Below are 19,070 nucleotides of genomic sequence, written 5' to 3' on the forward strand. Positions count from 1 at the left end.
CGTGGTCGGCGAACTCCGGGTTGCGCCGCAGTTGCTCCAGCCGGGCGATGCCGGTGATCGCCTGGCTGCCGACGCTGCCGGTGAAGTTGAGCTTCCAGACCGGCTGCGCCTTGCCGGCGCGAGCCTCCGCCACGCGCTTCTCCGGCAGGCCGGCCGGATAGGGATCGGGCTTGGTCGCGGACAGGCCCGGCACCACCTGGTGCATCGGCCGGCCCCAGTACATCGGCATTGCGGCCAGCTGCTCGCGGTTCAGCCGGCCGGCCACCTCGAAGCGATTGTTGGTGTTCGTCTCCAGGTCCTGCAGCGCATCGGCGAAGAAGCCCCAGAGGACGCGCCAGTCGGGGCTGCCGGCGATCGCCGCGGCGCCGCCGGCCGGATAGCCGAAGGGAAAGTCGAAGCCGGCGAAGACGCGCTTCTCGTCCGCCAGCGCCTGGCGGAAATAGGCCTCGAGCCGCGCCATCGCGGCGGCCCGGGTCGGCGGGTTGATCGTCTCGACCAGCCGCGTCTCGGTGCCCTCGCGCTCGGCAAACGCGATCCAGACCGAATCCTTGCCCCTGGCCGGCGCGTTGGCGGCCGACCAGTCGACGATGACGTAGCGGTCGAAGAGGGCGCTCATGCCGGGCTCATGTCGCGCAGGCGGGACAGCGCGTCACGGGCGACGCATCGAGCGGGGCCCGAGCGGATGGTCGGCATGCGGATAGGGGTGGTGGTGGTGATCGTGGGAATGGTCGTGTCCGCCGTGCGAATGCGAGTGGGGATGGGGGTGCCCGCCCGCCTCGCCGTCGGCATGCGGGTGGACGTGGCCCGGCGCGTGGGTGTGTGCATGGTCGTGATCATGCGCGTGGTCGTGTGCATGTGCATGGTCGTGATCATGCGCATGCCCGTGGTCATGCCCGTGCGCATGGGCGGTTTCGTGGCGCGGCGCGGCCGGCGCGACATTGCGGCAGGCGCCGGTGCAGACCGTGTCGCAGAGCGTGCAGTCGGCCGAGGAGCCGACGCCCTCGACGTGATGGTGGTGGCTCTCCTGCGCGAGCCCGACCTCCGCCTCGAAGCCCAGCACCTGCTCGCGGTACTTGCACATCTGGCAGTTCATGTTGTTGGTGCCCTCGAGGATCTCCCCGAGCCGGTCGACGAAGGTCTCCACCACCAGCTCGTGCGCGCCGAGATAGGGCGCCTTCAGGAAGCGGATCTCGGGATGGGCGGCAGCGACCACGTCGGTCTGGTCGTAGATCCGCCGCACCAGCACGCCGGTGAAGAGGAAATACGGAAAGACGACGATCCGCTTGTAGCCGAGGCGGCTTGCGTGCTCGAGCCCCGGCTCGACCAGCGGGAAGGTGACGCCGGAATAGACCGTCTCGCCCCAGGCGAAGCCGAGGCCCTCCCACAGCATCCGCATCACCTTGGCGACGTTGGAATTGGCGTCGGGATCCGACGCGCCGCGGCCGACCACGACCAGCATCGTGTCGTGCAGCTTCTCGCCGTCCCGCCAGCCGTCGGCGCGCAGGCATTCCTTGATGCGCTCGCCGGCGGCGCGGATCATCTTCAGGTCGACGCCGAGCTCGCGGCCGTATTCGATCCGCAGGCCGTTGGCGGCGGCATAGGTGTTGAGCACCGAGGGGATGTCGTTCTTGGCGTGGCCGGCGGCAAACAGCATGCCGGGCAGCGCCAGCACCGTCGAGGCGCCGCTCGCCTTCAGCTTGTCGAGGCCGTCGCGAATCACCGGCTTGGCGAACTCGAGATAGCCGTGCTCGACGGACCAGTCGGGCAGGCGGGTGCGCAGCTTGTCGGCAAGCCCGCCGAATTCGACCATCGCGGCCTGGTCGCGGCTGCCATGGCCGCACAGCATCAGGGCTTTCATCACGCACTCCTCGCAACGCCGGAGGAGACGCGCGAGACTATCCCACGCGGACCGATCCGACAGCTCCGTCCTGGCCCCCTGCTTGGGTCGGCCTCACCGGAATTTCTCTCAGCCCGCCTTCGGGCACCGTCAGGCGGGTCGACCTAAACAGCACCGCGGGCCGGGCGTCAAATCAAGTTGGCTTTGCAGGGGACGCGCGATACCAAGGCGCGGCGGCACCCTTCTCCGCTTCTTCATCCCGAGCCTCGACCGGGACCCGTTCCCGGCCTCGTTTCCCGCGCCCGGCGGAGGCGGACGGGGCCGTCCACGGGCCATTCGGCGGCCCGGCCGGCGATCGCGGATCAGGCTCGGCATGAGGAAACGGAACGCTCCCTGCCCTCTCGTCGGGCGCCCCGCACCGACCACGCCGTCCGATCGCGCTCGAAAGTCCGCCATGCTGCCCGAGATCTTCGCCCTCCTCGTGCTCGCCGCCTTCGTCGCCGGCTTCGTCGATTCGATCGCCGGCGGCGGCGGGCTGGTGACGATCCCGACGCTGCTGCTGTCCGGCGTCGACCCGCTGACGGCGCTCGGTACCAACAAGCTGCAGGCACTGTTCGGCTCGGGTTCGGCCTCGATCAGCTACGCCGCCAAGGGCCATGTCGACCTGCGCAGGCTGATGCCGACGGCGCTCATCGCCTTCGCCGGCGCGGTGGTGGGCGCCCTGGCGGCGATGGTGCTGCCGACCGACGTGCTCGAAACCCTGCTGCCGTTCCTGCTGATCGCCGTCGCGGTCTATTTCGCCTTCAAGCCGGGCCTGTCGGACGAGGACGCCGAGCGGCGGATCTCGCCGGCGCTGTTCGCCGGCTTCCTGGTGCCGCTGATCGGCGCCTATGACGGCCTGTTCGGCCCGGGCGCCGGCTCGTTCTTCATGCTCGCCTTCGTGACGCTCGCCGGCTACGGCGTCCTCAAGGCGACGGCGCATACGAAACTCCTGAACTTCGCCTCCAATCTCGGCGGCTTCGTCATCTTCGCCTTTTCCGGCGCCATTCTCTGGAAGCTCGGGCTCGCCATGGGCGTCGCGCAGTTCGTCGGCGCGCGGATCGGCTCGGGCTTCGCCATGCGCTTCGGCGCAAGGTTGATCCGGCCGCTGCTGGTGGTGGTGTGCCTGGCGCTCGCGACGAAACTGCTGCTCTCATGACCGGCATGAAGCGAACCCCCGCCATCATGCTGCAGGGCACCGGCTCGGACGTCGGCAAGACGGTGCTGGTCGCCGGGCTCTGCCGGCTGTTCGCGCGCCGCGGCCTTTCCGTGCGGCCGTTCAAGCCGCAGAACATGTCCAACAATGCCGCCGTCGCCGCGATCCCCGGCGCCGACGGATTCGGCGAGATCGGCCGGGCGCAATGGCTGCAGGCTCTGGCCTGCGGCACGAAGCCGACCGTCGACATGAACCCGGTGCTGCTCAAGCCGCAGTCGGAGACCGGCAGCCAGGTCGTCGTGCGCGGCAAGGTCGTCGGCGAGGCGAAGGGCCGTGACTACCAGCGGCTGAAGGCCGGCCTCCTGCAGACGGTACTGGAAAGCTACGCCCGTCTGTCGGCGGAGGCCGATCTCGTCATCGTCGAGGGCGCCGGCTCGCCGGGCGAGATCAACCTTCGGGCCGGCGACATCGCCAATATGGGCTTCGCGACGGCCGCCGGGGTCAAGGTGATCCTCGTCGGCGACATCGACCGCGGCGGCGTCATCGCCTCGCTGGTCGGCACGCATGCCATCCTGCCGGAAGAAGACCGGGCGATGATCGCCGGCTTCCTGATCAACAAGTTCCGCGGCGACGTCTCGCTGTTCGACGACGGGCTGTCGGCGATCACCCGTTTCACCGGCTGGCCAAGCTTCGGCGTCGTGCCGCATCTGGCGGCCGCCGCGCGGCTGCCGGCGGAGGATTCGGTCGCGCTGGAGCGGTTGTCGGCACCCGGCGCCCAAAAGGCGCTGACGGTCGCCGTGCCGCTGCTCGGCCGCATCGCCAATTTCGACGATCTCGACCCGCTGAAGGCCGAGCCCGACGTCGAGGTCGCCTTCGTGCGGCCCGGCGAGCGGCTCCCCGCGGACGCCGCGCTGGTCCTGATCCCCGGCTCGAAATCGACGATCGGCGACCTCGCCGGCTTCCGCGCCAATGGCTGGGACCGCGACCTTCTCGCCCATCACGCCCGCGGCGGCCATGTCGTCGGCCTCTGCGGCGGCTACCAGATGCTCGGCCGCACGGTGCGCGACCCCGACGGCATCGAGGGCCCGGTGCGCGAGGCGGAAGGGCTCGGCCTCCTCGACGTCGAGACGGTCATGGAGCCGCAGAAGACCGTCCGCGAGGCGAAGGCGACGACGCCCGACGGCGCGCCGCTCGAGGGCTACGAGATCCATCTCGGCCGCACCTTCGGACCGGACTGCGCCCGGCCGGTCTGCCTGCTCGACGGCCAGCCCGACGGCGCGATCTCCGCCGACGGCCGGGTCTCCGGCACCTATCTCCACGGCCTGTTCGGCGCCGATTCCTGGCGCCGCGCCTTCCTCGCGCGGTTCGGGCTCACGGGGTCGACGGCGGGTTATCGCGCCGGCGTAGAAGCCGCGCTGGACGAGATCGCGGCGCAGCTGGAGCGGGTGGTGGACGTCGACCGCCTGCTCGCGGTGGCGCGGGAGGGCACGTCCGGGATCAGTCCGGCTTCGCCGCCCAGGCCTTGAACTTCTCCGCCCAGTCCTTGTGCCAGCGCGACAGCGGCGGGCGGTTCTCGATGATGTCGCCGGCGGTCCAGGCGATGCGCTTCTGGTCGATCGCGCGGGTCACCTCGCCGTCCGGGCAGAGGATGTAGAACTCCTCCGTGCCCAGCCGCTCCAGCATGAAGTCGACGGTCTGTTCCGGCGTCCATGCGCCGGCCGGCTTCTCGGTCCGGTCGCCCTTGGTCAGCGCGGTATAGACGAAGCCGGGGATCAGCAGCCGCGCCTCGACCCGGCAGCCGTCGCGATTGCGCAGGTCGTGCTGCAGCGCCTCGGTGAAGGCCTTCAGCCCGGCCTTGGAGACGTTGTAAGCGGGGTCGCCCGGCGGCATGGTGATGCCCTGCTTGGAGCCGGTGACGACGACGAGACCCGGCGCGCCGCTCGCCACCATGCGCTCGCCGAAGATCTGCGCGACGCGGATGGCGCCGACCAGATTGGTCCGCAGCACCGCGTCGAAGGTGCCGCGCGTGTCGAAGATGTCGCTGCCGGGCTGGATGCCGGCATTGTCGAGCAGCAGGTGCACGGCGCCGTAGCGGCCGAAGAGGTCGTTCGCCAGCGCCTCGACCGCGTCACGGTCGCCAATGTCGGTGTCGAAGGTGAGGACCGTCGCGGCCGGCGCGGTTTCGGCGATCGTCGCCTTGGCCGCCGCCAGCCTTTCCGGGAGCCGGTCGACGATCGCCACGACCATGCCGGCCTCGGCGAAGCGGGTCGCAGCGGCAAGGCCGATGCCCGAGCCGCCGCCGGTGACGACGGCGATGTTTCCTTCGGCGATGACGGGATGCGTCATGGTGATGTCCTTTCAGGCATGGAGAGGCGGCCGGAACGCTCCCCGGCGCGCACGCCGGATCAGGGAAGCGTCAGCCGTGCAGCTTCATCGCCGGGCCGCTGGTCGGCGAGATCATGTCGGCGAGGATCGCCACGGAGCCCCGCAGCGGCCCCAGCACCGACCATTGGTGGCGGCGCTGCAGGCCGTGATAGGCGGCGGTCGCGAAGCGGCCCTCGACGAGGAAGTCATTCTTGCGCATGAACCCGACAAGGCCGACCGAGCCGGCGCCGCCGAGCGACAGCAGGCGGCCGCGGTCGTTGTAGACGAAGGGTTTCGCCGTGCCGCCCGCCAGAAGCTCCGGCAAGGCGGAGACGAGATAGTCGGCCTGCTGGCTGGCGCACTGCGCCGTCGGCGGCAGCGGCGCCTCGGCCCCTGCCGGGGTGAAGCTCGCGGCGTCGCCGATGACGTAGATCCCCTTGTCGATGGTCGAACGCAGCCGGTCGTCGACGACGATGCGGCCCTTGTTGTCGATCGCGAAGTCGGCGAGATGCTTCAGGCGCGGGTTGCCGGTCAGGCCGGCGGCCCATACCGTTACGTCGGCCGGGAACACCTCGCCCGTCCTGATGCGGATGTCGGTCTCGCCCACAAGGTCGACCGCCGCATTCGTGCGCACGACGATGCCCAGCTGCTCCAGGCGATCGCTGACGCTCTTGCGCAGGCCCTCGTCGGCCCCTGGCATCAGCTGCGGCGCCGCCTCGAGGATGGTCAGCTTCAGCAGCGGGCGCATCTCGTCGCTGCCGGGCTCGTGCGCGAAGGCCCGCTCGGACAGGCGCAGATGCGCGGCGAGCTCGGTGCCCGTCGCGCCGGAGCCGACGATCACCACATGCGCCGGCTCGCGGCTCTCGCGGGCGTGGATCATCATGGCGATGAACAGGTCGCGGAATTCCTCCGCGTCGCTCTTCTCGTCGAGCCGGATCGCGTGCTCGGCGACGCCTTCGGTGTTGAAGGTCGCGGTCATCCCGCCGAGCGCGACGACGCAGGCGTCGAAGGCCAGCGACCGGGCGGTGGTGACGAAATGGCCGCTCGGGTCGCGCATCTCCGCCAGCCGCACGCTTCGCGCGCCGCGGTCGATCGTCTCGACGTCCCCCTGCTCGAAGCGGAAGCCGTGCATCCCCGCCAGCGTGTAGAAGCTCATCTCGGCGAGGCTGGAATTCACCGTGCCGGCGGCGAATTCGTGCAGCCGCGGCTTCCACAGATGCGTGCTGACGCGGTCGACGAGGGTGACGTCGAGATCGTGCCGGCGCGCCAGGCCCACCGCCAGTTCAAGGCCGCCTGCACCGCCGCCTAGGATGACGACGCGCTGCTTGCCCGCGACGTCAGCCAATGGAGCCAAGGCCGTCGAAGATGCCGGGGAACAGGCCGACCAGCCCGATGAAGATCAGGTAGAAGGCGACGATGTAGTTGAGCAGCCGCGGGATCACCAGGATCAGGATTCCGGCGATCAGCGCGACGATCGGCTGCAGGGTGATGATTTCCATGGATTCGGTCCTCCTGGGGATGAAGTTAGGACGGGCCCGCCGTCAGACCATGTGCCAGCCGTGGCTCGGCACGATCGACTGGCCGGTGAGGGCGTTGGACGGGAAGCCGGCGAGGAACACGGCCACCGCCGCCACGTCCGCCATGGTGGTGAATTCCTGGTCGACCGTGTTGCCGAGCATCACCCGGTTGACCACCTCGGCTTCCGGGATGCCGAGGCTGGCGGCCTGTTCGGGGATCTGCCGCTCGACCAGCGGCGTCTTCACGAAGCCCGGGCAGATGATGTTGGAGCGCACGCCGTGGCGGCCGCCCTCCTTCGCCATCACCCGCGCCAGGCCGAGAATCCCGTGCTTGGCCGCGACATAGGCCGATTTCAGCGCCGAGGCCTCGTGGCTGTGCACCGAGCCCATGTAGATCAGCGAGCCGGAGCGCTGCGGATACATGTGCCGGACGCAGGCCCGGGTGAGCAGGAACGACCCGTCGAGATGGATCGTCACCAGCTTGCGGAATTCGGCATAGGAGAATTCCTCGATCGGGTGGACGATCTGGATGCCGGCATTGGCGACCATCGTGTCGATGCGCCCGAAATGCGCCGCCGCGCGGTCGACGCCGGCATCGACGGCGGCTTCGTCGGTGACGTCCATCGTGATCGCGATGGCCTCGCCGCCTTCCGCCTCGATGGCGCCGACAGTGGCATCCGCGCCGTCGCGGTCGATGTCGCAGACCGCGACCCTGGCGCCCTCGCGCGCAAACGCCTCGGCGATGGCCCGGCCGATGCCGGAGCCGGCGCCGGTGACGACGGCGACATTGCCATCAAGCTGCATGAAGAGGTCTCCGCGATCTGCCCGCGGCATCAAATGGGCGGCGCGCGGGGTCCAGCAACCCCCGCGCGCCGCCTCTCACATCATTCGCGACCGTCCAACCGAAGCAGGTGCGGTCAGAACTCCTCCCAGCTGTCGCTGTCGGCGTGGGCGGCGGGGGCGGCGCCGCCGCGGCCGGAGGTCTTCATCTGCGTCACGGTGCGGCTGGCGATGCGCTGGACCCGCGAGGCGTTCGCCGGCGCAAGGCGGCCGGCAGAGCCGGCCGGGCTCGCCGATGTCCGGAACTTCGCCATCGCCGCGGCCAGTTCCTCGGTCTCGTTGGTCAGCGTCTGGCTCGCCGCCGTCGCCTCTTCCACCATCGCCGCGTTCTGCTGGGTCACCTTGTCCATCTGGTCCGCCGCGCCCGACACCTCGCGAAGGCTCGTCGCCTGTTCGCGGGCCGAGGACGCGATCGAAGAGATCAGCTCGGCCATCGAGCTGACTTCCGTCACGATCTCCTCCAGCGACCGGCCCGACGCCGTCACCAGCTCGACCCCGGCCTCCACCTGCTCGCGCGACGTGGCGATCAGCGTCTTGATCTCCTTGGCCGCTTCCGCCGAACGCTGGGCCAGGCCGCGCACCTCCTGCGCCACCACCGCGAAGCCACGGCCGGCATCGCCCGCCCGCGCCGCCTCGACCCCGGCGTTCAGCGCCAGGAGGTTGGTCTGGAAGGCGATCTCGTCGATCACCCCGATGATCCGGTTGATCTGCGCCGAGGACCGCTCGATCTGGCTCATCGCCTCGACCGCCCGCGACACCACCTCGCCGCCCTTCTCCGCCTTCTGCCGCGCGCCGCCGGCGACCAGCTGCGCCTTGCCGGCGCCGTCCGCCGTCTCGTTCACCGCCTGCGTCACCTCGCCCAGCGCCGCCACCGTCTCTTCCAGAGAGGCCGCCTGCTGCTCGGTGCGCTGCGCCAGGTCGTTCGACGCCGTGTTGATCTCGGAAAGACCCGTCCGGATCGAGCCGATCGAGGTCACCACCCCGCCGATCGCCGTCTCCAGCTGCGCGACGCTGTCGTTGAACTTGGCGCGGATCGGCTCGAATTCCGGTGCCACCGCCTCGGTCATCCGCACCGTCAGGTCGCCATCCGACAGGCGCTCGAAGCCGACCTCGATGACCCCGACGAAGGCCCGCAGATCCTCGGCCTTGGCGTCTTCCAGCGCCGCCTGCCGGCGCTTGGCCTCTTCCTGGTCGATGCGCGCGCGTTCGGCCGCCTGGGCGAGTTCGTCGCGCTCGATGGCGGCCTGCTTGAAGGCCTCGACCGCACCGGCCATCTCGCCGATCTCGTCGCGGCGGCCGACCGCCGGAATCTCGACGGACTTGTCGCCGGACGCGAGGCGCTGCATGGCGTCCGTCATCTTGTTGATCGGCTGCGAGATCGACCGCGCCAGGGGGATGGCGCAGGCGATCAGCATGGCGAACAGCAGGCCGGACCAGAGAAGCGCCTTGTAGACCTCACCCATGAACTGGGCGTTCAGGTCGTCGACATAGAGACCGGCGGCCACCGTCCAGTCCCAGGGAGCGAACAGCTTCGCGTAGGAAAGCTTCGGGGAGATATCGTCCGACCCTTGCAGGCGCGCCCGGTAATAGGTGGTGAAGCCGCCGCCGTTCTGGGCGTTCTGGACCATTTCGCGATTGTAATAGACGCCCTTCACGTCCTTCGACGTGAAGGCATCGGTGCCCTGAAGTTTGGGATCGGGATGCATCACGCGGATCCCGTCCGAGCGCATCATGAAGAGATAGTCGTTCTCGCCGAAGCGGATCGGCAATGCCGCCTCGCGGGCGCGATCCTGCGCTTGCTGCAGCGTCATCTCCCCCGCTTCGACCTTCGCCTGGAAGCCGCCGAGCATCGAGATGGCACTCTCGACCTGCGAGATGATCAGATCCTGCCGATCCTTCCAGATTGTCTGATGCAGCGAGTAAAGCTGGAGGGTCATCGCGGCGATACTGGCCAGGGCGGCAACCGCGATGAGGGTGGAGAGTTTTCGACTGATGGAGAAATTCATGACGTACCCGCTGCGGCCATAGGCCATTTGAGATGCGGCTGATCTTCTGGCGGGAAATCGAGAATAATCGGTTTACGCGTGGTCAGTTGGCGTCGTCGTCAGAACTTTGGCGACGGCAGCAACCGGCCGAAGGGCCTCGGCCGGTTGCAGATGATCGACAATCCTGAGGAAGGGGGCGGGGCTTCCCGGCGCCGTGTCCGGTCAGAATTCCTCCCAGCTGTCGGTCTCGGCGTGGGCGGCGAGGGCGGCGCCGCCGCGGCCGGTGGTCTTCATCTGCGTCACGGTGCGGCTGGCGATGCGCTGGCCCCGCGAGGCGTTCGCCGGCGCAAGGCGGCCGGCCGGGCTCGCCGAGGTCCGGAACTTCGCCATCGCCGCGGCCAGTTCCTCGGTCTCGTTGGTCAGCGTCTGGCTTGCCGCCGTCGCCTCTTCCACCATCGCCGCGTTCTGCTGGGTCACCTTGTCCATCTGGTCCGCCGCGCCCGACACCTCGCGAAGGCTCGTCGCCTGTTCCCGCGCGCTCGCCGCGATCGCCGAGATCACCTCCGCCATCGAGCTCACCTCGGTGACGATCTCCTCCAGCGACCGGCCCGACGCCGTCACCAGCTCGACCCCGGCCTCCACCTGCTCGCGCGAGGTGGCGATCAGCGTCTTGATCTCCTTGGCCGCTTCCGCCGAACGCTGGGCCAAGCCCCGCACTTCCTGCGCCACCACCGCGAAGCCACGGCCGGCATCGCCCGCCCGCGCCGCCTCGACCCCGGCGTTCAGCGCCAGGAGGTTGGTCTGGAAGGCGATCTCGTCGATCACCCCGATGATCCGGTTGATCTGCGCCGAGGAGCGCTCGATCTGGCTCATCGCCTCGACCGCCCGCGACACCACCTCGCCGCCCTTCTCCGCCTTCTGGCGGGCGCCGCCGGCGACCAGCTGCGCCTTGCCGGCGCCGTCCGCCGTCTCGTTCACCGCCTGCGTCACCTCGCCCAGCGCCGCCACCGTCTCTTCCAGAGAGGCCGCCTGCTGCTCGGTGCGCTGCGCCAGGTCGTTCGACGCCGTGTTGATCTCGGAAAGACCCGTGCGGATCGAGCCGATCGTCTCGACGACGCTGGCGAAGGCCATTTCGAGCTTGGAGACGCTGTCGTTGAACAAGGTCCGCACGCCCTCGTAGTCGGGTGTGAAAGCCTTATCGAGCCGCGCCGTCAGGTCGCCGTCGGCGAGCCGCTGGAAGCCCTCGGTGACCTCGGCCATGAAGAACTCGTGCGCCTTGACGTAGCCTTCGCCGAGCTTCTCCTGCTCGATCAGTTCGAGCTCCTTGGCGGCGCGGGCCGCGGCGGCCTGCTGCCGCAGGTCCTGCTGTTCGATCACCGCATGCCGAAGAGCCTCCACGGACCGCGCCATCTGGCCGATCTCGTCCTGGCGCTTGAGCCCGACGACCTCCCCGTCGGTCTTGCCTTCCGCCACATCGCCGATCGTCCTGCATAATGCGGAAAGCGGCAGGAACATGCGGCGCGAGAGCCAGAGAGTTCCCAGCCCGATGGCAAGCGCCGCCAGCAGGGAAATCAGGCCGAGGCGATACTGCAGGCCCTCGATGGAGGACAGGAACTCGCTCTTCGGCACGCCGACATAAAGGACGCCGATCGTCTCGCCGGCCGCATTCTTGATGGGATCATAAGCGGTGAAGAATGCCGTCCCGAGAATGTCGGCCTCGCCCCGGAAGGGCACGCCGTCGCGCAGCACCGCGTCATAGACCGGGCCGGGCGCCAGCGTCGTGCCGACGGCGCGGCTGCCGTCGGGCTTCATCACGTTGGTCGTTATCCGCGTATCGCCCATGAAGACCGTCGCCGTGCCGCCGACCAGTTCCTTGACCCGGTCGACCGGCTGGGCCAGGCCGTTCAGCCTCTGGGAACCGACATAGAGATCGTCGCCCTCACGGCGGAAATCGCTGCCGTACCGGCCCAGCGCATCCCACGCGACCCGCATGTTCACCTCCTGCCGCTCGGCCGCGCGTTCCGCCCCGTCGCTCGACAGGATGACGGAGCCGGCGATCGCGAACAGCAGGGTGAGGATTCCGAGGGAAGCCACCACCATGGCGGAGACCTTGACGGACAAAGAGGACTTGAAGACCACGGGAATTCTCGCTTTCGAGATCGGCGCGCGCGGGGCGACGGAAGCAAAGATCGACGATGCGCAACGTCTCGCGACACATGAATCGCATCGTCTCGCGACGATCAACTTTGCGCGATTGCGTGAAGATTTGCTTGCTGGCCCGATGGAACGGTGCCGGGCCGTTACCGACCAGGCGTGGCAAAGCCGCCTGCGCTACGGCGATCGCCGTCGGCGGGGCTGAAAACCGGCAGCGTCGAAGGCTCGACCGGCCGCTCGTCAGGTCAACAGTATGCCGATCGACGGGATGACAGACCGGATCGCTCAGCCCGGCTCGATCGCTTGCCGGCTTTCGTCCTCGACGTGACCGGCGGCGCATCTCCGCCGCGGTCCTCCCGGTCCACGCCGCGTGCTGTTGCGGCCTCCCGGGCAGCACGCCGCGGCCCGGGAAGAGGCTGGAACGCGTGTGCGTTCAGGTTCTGGCGCTGCTCCTCAAGCGGCTGGTCCGTAGCCGCCGGGCGTCGGGGTCGTGACGATCACTGCCTCGCCGGCTTCCAGCACCGTCTGGTCGCAGCCCTCCAGACGCTCCAGCGTGCCGTCGAGGCGGCGCACCTCGGTGCGGCCCATCTGGCCGTCGCCGCCGCCGGCGATGCCCCTGGGCGGCAGCGTGCGGTGGGAGGAGAGGATGGCGCAGTCCATCTGCTGCAGGAAGCGGATGGTACGCCTGGTGCCGTCGCCGCCGCGCTGCTCGCCGTCGCCGCCGGACCCCGTCCGGATGTGGAAGTCCTCGAGCACCACCGGATAGCGCATCTCGAGGATCTCGGGGTCGGTCAGCCGCGAATTGGTCATGTGGACGTGAACGCCCGAGGTGCCGGCGAAGGACCGCCCGTCGTTCATGCGCCCGGCCGGGGAGCCCGAGCAGATCGTCTCGTAATACTGGTAGCGGGCGTCGCCGAAGGTGAGGTTGTTCATCGTCCCCTCCGAGTTCGCCAGCGCGCCCAGCGCCTGGAACAGCGCGTTGGTGACGTGCTGCGAGGTCTCGACATTGCCCGCAACGACCGCGGCCGGATAGCGCGGCTTCAGCATCGAGCCGTCCGGCACGACGATCCTGACCGGCCGCAGGCAGCCGGCATTCATCGGGATCGGCTTCTCGACCATGACCCGGAAGACGTAGAGCACCGCCGCCCGCGTCACCGGCTCGGGCGCGTTGAAATTGTTGCCCATCGACGGCGAGGTGCCGGTGAAGTCGACGGTCGCCTCCCGTGCGGCGCGGTCGACGGTGATCTTCACCTTGAGCACCTGGCCGCTGTCGGTCGGGTAGTCGCACTCGCAATCCTCCAGCCCGTCGATGAGCTGGCGGACGGCCTCCGCGGCGTTGTCCTGGACATAGGCCATGTAGGCGTCGACCGTTTCGAGGCCGAAGGTCTCGACCATGCGCCTGAGTTCCGCGACACCCTTCTCGTTGGCGGCGATCTGCGCCTTGAGGTCGGCAATGTTCTGGTCGGGATTGCGCGCCGGGTAGGCGTGGTCGGTCAGCACGTGGCGGAGCTCGTCTTCCTGGAAGACGCCGCCATCGACCAGCCGCAGATTGTCGATCAGGACGCCCTCCTCGTCGACGCGCGTCGCCCGCGGCGTCATCGATCCGGGCGCGATGCCGCCGACATCGGCGTGGTGGCCGCGCGAGGCGACGTAGAAGAGGATTTTCGGCTCTTCTTTCGTCCCCCTCGTGCCTTCGGCACTCGACGCCTCTTGCCTCGCGTCGTCGAAGACCGGCGTCACCACGGTGATGTCCGGCAGATGCGTGCCGCCATTGTAGGGCGCGTTCAGCGCGAAGACGTCGCCCGGCCGGATCCTGCCCTCGTTGAGGGTGATGATCGTCTCCACCGAGCGGTCCATCGAGCCCAGATGCACCGGCATGTGCGGGGCGTTGGCGACCAGCGCGCCGGTGGCGTCGAACACCGCGCAGGAGAAGTCGAGCCGCTCCTTGATGTTGACCGAGGAGGCGGTGTTCTGGAGCGTCACGCCCATCTGCTCGGCGATCGACATGAAGAGGTTGTTGAAGACCTCGAGAAGCACCGGATCGGCGCCTTCGTCGGCCTCGCCGCCGGTTCCCGCCTTCGCGGTGCCGAGCGCGGCGTGGCGCGGCTTGCGCTCGGTGCGCGACAGCAGGAAGTCGTCGCGCGCCGTCAGCTCGGCGGCCCAGCCGGGCTCGACGACGATGGTCTGGTTCGCCTCGACGATCAGCGCCGGGCCGGCGATGCGCGCGCCGGGCCGCAGCGCCTCGCGGCGGAAGATCGCCGCCTCGTGCTCGGCGCCGCCGGTATAGATGCGGCCGGTCTCCGCGGGCTCAGGCCGGTAGCTCGCGGCCGCGGTCGCGGTGCTCGCGTCCGCCTCGTCGCGGCGCTCCGCCGCCTCCACCGTGACGTTCTCGACGACGATCGGCCGGTTGTCGTAGATGAAGCCGAACTGCGCCCGGTGCGCCACCTCGAAGCCGCTGCGCGCCGCCGCGAGGTCGCCGGCATAGGGCACCGGCAGCGTCGTATCCGTCCCGTCGTAGCGCAGCTGCAGGAGCACCGTCTGGTCGATCCGGCCGCTCGCGACGCCCTGGCCGGCGAGCTCGGCCTCGACCGCCGATGCCAGCCGCTCGGCGAGCGCCTCGATCTCCGCCTTCCTGTCCTCGGTCAGCGGCGCCACCAGCGCCTGGTTCTTGGTCGCGAACAGCGAGGAGAGGCCGATGCCGTAGGCCGACAGCAGCCCCGACATCGGATGGATCAGCACCCGCTCCATGGAAAGCGCATCGGCGACGAGGCAGGCGTGCTGGCCACCGGCGCCGCCGAAGGAATTGAGCAGGTAGCCCGAGACGTCGTAGCCGCGCTGCACCGAGATCTTCTTGATGGCGTTGGCCATGTTCTCGACGGCGATGGTCAGGAAGCCTTCCGCCACGGCACGCGGATCGCGGCCCTCGCCGATCCCCGCGGCAAGCGCCTCGAACTTCTCGCGGACGATTCCTGCGTCGAGCCGCTGGTCCTGCCCCGGCCCGAACACCGCGGGGAACAGCTCGGGCTTCAGCTTGCCGACCATGACGTTGGCATCGGTGACGGTCAGCGGCCCGCCTTTGCCGTAGGAGGCGGGGCCGGGATTGGCGCCGGCGGAATCGGGACCCACCTGGAACCTTCCCTGGTCGAGATGCAGGATCGAGCCGCCGCCCGCCGCCACCGTATGGATCCGCATCATCGGCGCGCGGATGCGCACGCCCGCGACTTCCGAATCCAGCGCCCGCTCGTAGGTGCCGGCGTAATGCGTCACGTCGGTGGAGGTGCCGCCCATGTCGAAGCCGATGACCTTCTCCTCGCCGGCGAGCCGGGCGGTCTCGGCCATGCCGACGACGCCGCCGGCGGGGCCGGAGAGGATCGCGTCCTTGCCCTGGAAGAGGTCGGCGGCGGTCAGCCCGCCCGACGACATCATGAACTGCAGCGACGGCGCGGCTTCATCGCCGGCGTCGGCGCCGAGCGCACCGGAAACCTTGCGGACGTAGCGCGACAGGATCGGCGTCAGATAGGCGTCGACCACCGTCGTGTCGCCGCGGCCGACGATCTTGACCAGCGGCGAGACCTCATGGCTGACCGAGATCTGCGCGAATCCGGCTTCCTCGGCGAGCTGGCGGGCCCGCCGCTCGTGCGCCGGGAAGTGCCAGGAATGCATGAACACGATGGCGACGGCGTCGATGCCGTCCGCCTTGGCGGCGGCGAGCGCCGCGCACGTTTCGGCCTCGTCGAGTTCGGCCTCGACCGTCCCGTCGGCGAGCACCCGCTCGGCGATCTCGTCCACCCGCTCGTAGAGCTGCTCGGGCAGGATGATCTCCTTGGCGAAGATGTCCGGCCGGGCCTGGTAGGCGATCCTCAGCGCATCGCGGAAGCCGCGGGTGATCAGGAGCAGCGTGCGGTCGCCCTTGCGCTCCAGCAGCGCATTGGTGGCGACGGTGGTGCCCATGCGCACCGTGCCGATGCGGCCGGGCGGGATCGCGGCGCCCGGCTCAAGGCCGAGCAGGTCGCGAATGCCTTCGAGCGCGGCGTCGTCATAGACGCCGGGATTTTCCGACAAAAGCTTCTTTGGCGTCAGCGTGCCGTCGGGCGCCCGGCCGATCACGTCGGTGAAGGTGCCGCCACGATCGACCCAGAAGTCCCATTTGCCGTCCGCCACTGCCTGCATGTTCGGCACTCCGCCAAAAGATTGAGCTGTTATCGATAAACTATCGGCAGATTATCAGCGTGTTTGACCGGTGGCAATTTTCGTGGAAATCTTCCGCATCATTGCCACGGGAGATCGTCATGAAGCATCTGCGCACGTTCCTACTCGCCACCGTCGCCACGGCCCTGCCGGGCATCGCCCTCGCCCAGACCGCCTGGGACATGCCGACCCCCTACCCGGAAGGCAATTTCCACGAGAAGAACATCGCGACCTTCGTCGCCGACGTGAACGAGGCCGCCGGCGACGCGCTTGCGATCACGCCGCACTACAACCAGTCGCTGATCAAGCATCCGGACATCAAGAGCTCGGTGCGCGACGGCATCGTGCCGATCGGCGAGCTGCTGGTCTCGCGTCTGGAGAACGAGAACCCGATCTTCGGCGCCGATTCCGTGCCGTTCCTGGCGACCAGCTACGAGGACGCCCGCAAGCTCTACGACGTCCAGAAGCCGCTGATGGAAAAGGCGCTCGCCGCCGAGGGGCTGAAGCTGCTGTTCTCCGTGCCCTGGCCGCCGCAGGGCCTCTACACCAAGGATTCGGTGGATTCGGTCGAGGCGCTCGCCGGCCGCAGCTTCCGCGCCTACAACACCTCCACCGAGGCGATCGCCAACGCCGCCGGCATGGTGCCGACGCAGATCGAGGCGTCGGACATCGCCACCGCCTTCTCCACCGGCCGCGTCGCCGCGATGATGACGTCGCCGTCGACCGGCGTCGACTCGCAGGCCTGGGACTTCCTCTCCTACTACTACCCGCTGAACGCCTGGCTCCCCCGCAACATGGTGATCGTCAACCAGGCCGCCTTCGACGCGCTGCCGGCCGAGGCGCAGACCGCCATCACCGAGGCGGCGGCCGAGGCCGAGACCCGCGGCTGGGCGGCGTCCGAGGAAGAGACCAAGCGCACCACCGATCTGCTCGCCGAGAACGGCATCACCGTCGCCGAACCCTCGCAGGCGCTGACCGACGGCTTCAAGGCGATCGGTGAAAAGCTCACCGAGGCGTGGAAAAGCACCGCCGGCGAAGACGGCGCCGCGCTGATCGAAGCCTACCGGCAGTAAGACCGTCTCAGGCAGCGGGCGCCGAGAGATGCCCGCTGCCTGCTTCGTCCGCCGATCGCCATGGGAGCCTCGATGCGCCGCGTTCTGGATACGCTCTACAGTGCTGCCGCGGCGGTCGCGGCGCTCTGCCTGCTCGCCATCCTGCTGCTGGTGGCCGCGCAGGTCGGGGCCCGCACGCTCGACGTGCTGCTGGTCGCGGCGGGGATTACGCCGACCCGCTTCGTCGTCCCGTCGCTGGCCGAGATCGCCGGCTTCCTGCTCGCCGGGGCGACCTTCCTGGCGCTCGCCGACACGCTGGCGAAGAACGTCCATATCCGCGTAGACCTGCTCACCGCCCGCCTGCCCGACGGGTTGCGGCAGAATGTCGATGGCGTCGTGGCGCTGCTCGGGGCCGGCGTCGCCGGCTTCGGCGCCTATGCCACCGGCGCGCTGGCGCTGAAGAGCTTCTCCTTCGGCGACGTCTCCTACGGCATGGTCGCCGTGCCGCTGGCCCTGCCGCAGGCGACGCTGTCGCTCGGCCTCCTGATCCTCGCGGTGGCGCTGGTCGACGAGGCGGTGCTGGCCTTCACCGGGCGCGACCGCATCGCCGGCGGCGGGGGCGGCGTCTGATGGGCGTGTTCGAGGTATCGCTGATCGTCCTCGCCGTCCTGTTCGCGGCGCTCGCCTCCGGCCTCTGGGTCGCCCTCGCCCTCACCCTGACCGCGCTGGCGGCGCTGCTCACCCGCCCGGTCCTGCCCGACGCGCAGATCCTCGCCACCTCCTTCTGGTCGGCCTCGACGTCCTGGGACCTGACGGCCCTGCCGATGTTCATCTGGATGGGCGAGATCCTGTTCCGCTCCAAGCTGTCGGAGGATCTCTTCGCCGGCCTGTCGCCGCTGATGCGCCGGCTGCCCGGCCGCCTCGTCCACGTCAACGTCGTCGGCTGCGCGATCTTCGCGGCGATCTCCGGCTCGTCGGCCGCGACCACCCAGACGATCGGCAAGATCTCGCTGCCGGAGCTGAAGCAGCGCGGCTACGACGACAGGATCGCCATCGGCTCGCTCGCCGGCGCCGGCACGCTCGGGCTGCTGATCCCGCCCTCGATCATCCTGATCGTCTACGGCGCCGCGGTGGAGCAGTCGATCGCCCGGCTGTTCATCGCCGGCGTCGTGCCGGGCATCGTGCTGGCGCTGCTGTTCATGGGCTACGTGGCGCTCGTCTCGACGCTCAAGCCGTCGCTGATGCCGCCCGCGGCCGACGTCATCGCGCCGGAGAGCGCCTTCCGCTCGCTCCGCCGCATCCTGCCGACGATCCTGCTCATCGCCGGCGTCATCGGCTCGATCTACGGCGGCATCGCCTCGCCGACCGAGGCGGCGGTGATCGGCGTGGTGCTGGCGCTCGCCATCACCGCGGCCCAGGGCATGCTGACGCGGGCGAACTTCATCGAGAGCCTGATGGCCGCCACCCGCGTCTCGGCGATGATCGCCTTCATCCTCGCCGGCGCCGCGGTGGTCACCACCGCCATGGGCTTCACCGGCCTGCCGCGGGAACTCGCCGCCTATATCGGCTCGCTGGAGCTTTCGCCGCTGGCGCTGCTGGCGGCGCTGACGCTGTTCTTCATGGTGCTCGGCTGCTTCCTCGACGGCATCTCGATGGTGGTGCTGACCACCTCGGTGGTCATGCCGCTGGTCACCGAAGCCGGCTTCGACCTGATCTGGTTCGGCATCTATCTGGTGATCGTCGTCGAGATGGCGCAGATCACCCCGCCGGTCGGGTTCAACCTGTTCGTCATCCAGGGGCTGACCGGGCAGAACATCTTCAAGATCGCCGTCGCCACCGCGCCGTTCTTCGGCCTCCTGGCCCTGATGGTGGTGCTGCTGGCGCTGTTCCCCGACCTCGCGCTGTTCCTGCCGCGCACGATGTTTTCGGGTGGCTGAG

14 protein-coding genes are annotated in these 19,070 nt (G+C 69.3%); 6 read left to right on the forward strand and 8 right to left on the reverse strand.

Annotated elements, in window-relative coordinates; translation table 11 throughout:
• Positions 1-649: 649 nt before the first annotated feature.
• Entirely contained in the window at positions 650-1,858 is a 1,209-nt protein-coding gene (locus LXB15_RS17625) for a sirohydrochlorin chelatase (RefSeq protein WP_233949682.1), read from the reverse strand.
• A 433-nt stretch (positions 1,859-2,291) separates the two neighbouring features.
• On the opposite strand from LXB15_RS17625, the gene LXB15_RS17630 reads away from it, so the two are divergent.
• Both LXB15_RS17630 and LXB15_RS17635 read left to right on the forward strand, forming a co-directional pair.
• Complete coding sequence (locus LXB15_RS17630; protein ID WP_233949683.1) at positions 2,292-3,035, forward strand: TSUP family transporter; 744 nt, start codon at positions 2,292-2,294, stop codon at positions 3,033-3,035.
• Between the two features lie 5 nt (positions 3,036-3,040).
• Positions 3,041-4,558, forward strand: a complete 1,518-nt coding sequence (locus tag LXB15_RS17635) for a cobyric acid synthase (RefSeq protein WP_233953229.1) — start codon at positions 3,041-3,043, stop codon at positions 4,556-4,558.
• On the opposite strand, the gene LXB15_RS17640 is transcribed toward LXB15_RS17635, so the two are convergent.
• The 6 genes from LXB15_RS17640 to LXB15_RS17665 form a co-directional block, all read right to left on the reverse strand.
• Entirely contained in the window at positions 4,530-5,378 is an 849-nt protein-coding gene (locus LXB15_RS17640; RefSeq protein WP_233949684.1) for an SDR family oxidoreductase, read from the reverse strand. The two genes, LXB15_RS17635 and LXB15_RS17640, sit on opposite strands and share 29 nt — an antisense overlap.
• A gap of 70 nt (positions 5,379-5,448) precedes the next feature.
• Positions 5,449-6,741 carry an NAD(P)/FAD-dependent oxidoreductase gene (locus LXB15_RS17645; RefSeq protein ID WP_233949685.1) on the reverse strand — a complete coding sequence of 431 codons (1,293 nt, stop codon included), beginning with the start codon at positions 6,739-6,741 and terminating at the stop codon, positions 5,449-5,451.
• Complete coding sequence (locus tag LXB15_RS17650; protein WP_183207087.1) at positions 6,734-6,895, reverse strand: DUF3096 domain-containing protein; 162 nt, start codon at positions 6,893-6,895, stop codon at positions 6,734-6,736. Before LXB15_RS17650 ends, LXB15_RS17645 begins: the two co-directional genes overlap by 8 nt.
• A 42-nt stretch (positions 6,896-6,937) precedes the next feature.
• Positions 6,938-7,717 (reverse strand): 3-hydroxybutyrate dehydrogenase, encoded by a 780-nt coding sequence (locus LXB15_RS17655; RefSeq protein ID WP_233949686.1) that lies wholly within the window; start codon positions 7,715-7,717, stop codon positions 6,938-6,940.
• Positions 7,718-7,830: 113 nt separating this feature from the next.
• Complete coding sequence (locus LXB15_RS17660; protein ID WP_233949687.1) at positions 7,831-9,759, reverse strand: methyl-accepting chemotaxis protein; 1,929 nt, start codon at positions 9,757-9,759, stop codon at positions 7,831-7,833.
• A 201-nt stretch (positions 9,760-9,960) separates the two neighbouring features.
• A complete protein-coding gene (locus LXB15_RS17665) occupies positions 9,961-11,838 on the reverse strand; it encodes a methyl-accepting chemotaxis protein (protein WP_233949688.1) in 1,878 nt (625 codons plus the stop codon).
• Here LXB15_RS17665 and LXB15_RS17670 point away from each other — a divergent pair.
• On the forward strand, positions 11,837-12,097 hold the full coding sequence (locus LXB15_RS17670) for a hypothetical protein (protein WP_233949689.1): 261 nt from the start codon (positions 11,837-11,839) through the stop codon (positions 12,095-12,097). The genes LXB15_RS17665 and LXB15_RS17670 overlap by 2 nt on opposite strands.
• Positions 12,098-12,345: 248 nt before the next feature.
• Here the strand turns inward: LXB15_RS17670 and LXB15_RS17675 are convergent, their stop codons facing one another.
• Positions 12,346-16,062: a hydantoinase B/oxoprolinase family protein gene (locus LXB15_RS17675; protein WP_233949690.1), complete on the reverse strand. Its 3,717-nt coding sequence runs from the start codon at positions 16,060-16,062 to the stop codon at positions 12,346-12,348.
• 119 nt (positions 16,063-16,181) lie between these two features.
• Here LXB15_RS17675 and LXB15_RS17680 point away from each other — a divergent pair, with 119 nt between their 5' ends.
• The 3 genes from LXB15_RS17680 to LXB15_RS17690 all read left to right on the forward strand — a co-directional run bounded on the left by LXB15_RS17680 (position 16,182) and on the right by LXB15_RS17690 (position 19,069).
• Positions 16,182-17,153, forward strand: a complete 972-nt coding sequence (locus tag LXB15_RS17680) for a TRAP transporter substrate-binding protein (RefSeq protein ID WP_233949691.1) — start codon at positions 16,182-16,184, stop codon at positions 17,151-17,153.
• Between the two features lie 72 nt (positions 17,154-17,225).
• Positions 17,226-17,762, forward strand: a complete 537-nt coding sequence (locus LXB15_RS17685) for a TRAP transporter small permease (RefSeq protein WP_233949692.1) — start codon at positions 17,226-17,228, stop codon at positions 17,760-17,762.
• Positions 17,762-19,069, forward strand: a complete 1,308-nt coding sequence (locus tag LXB15_RS17690) for a TRAP transporter large permease (protein WP_233949693.1) — start codon at positions 17,762-17,764, stop codon at positions 19,067-19,069. The genes LXB15_RS17685 and LXB15_RS17690 overlap by 1 nt, the downstream gene beginning before the upstream one ends.
• The last annotated feature ends 1 nt before the right edge of the window (position 19,070 follow it).

This window comes from Aurantimonas sp. HBX-1, assembly GCF_021391535.1.
Lineage (GTDB): Bacteria > Pseudomonadota > Alphaproteobacteria > Rhizobiales > Rhizobiaceae > Aurantimonas.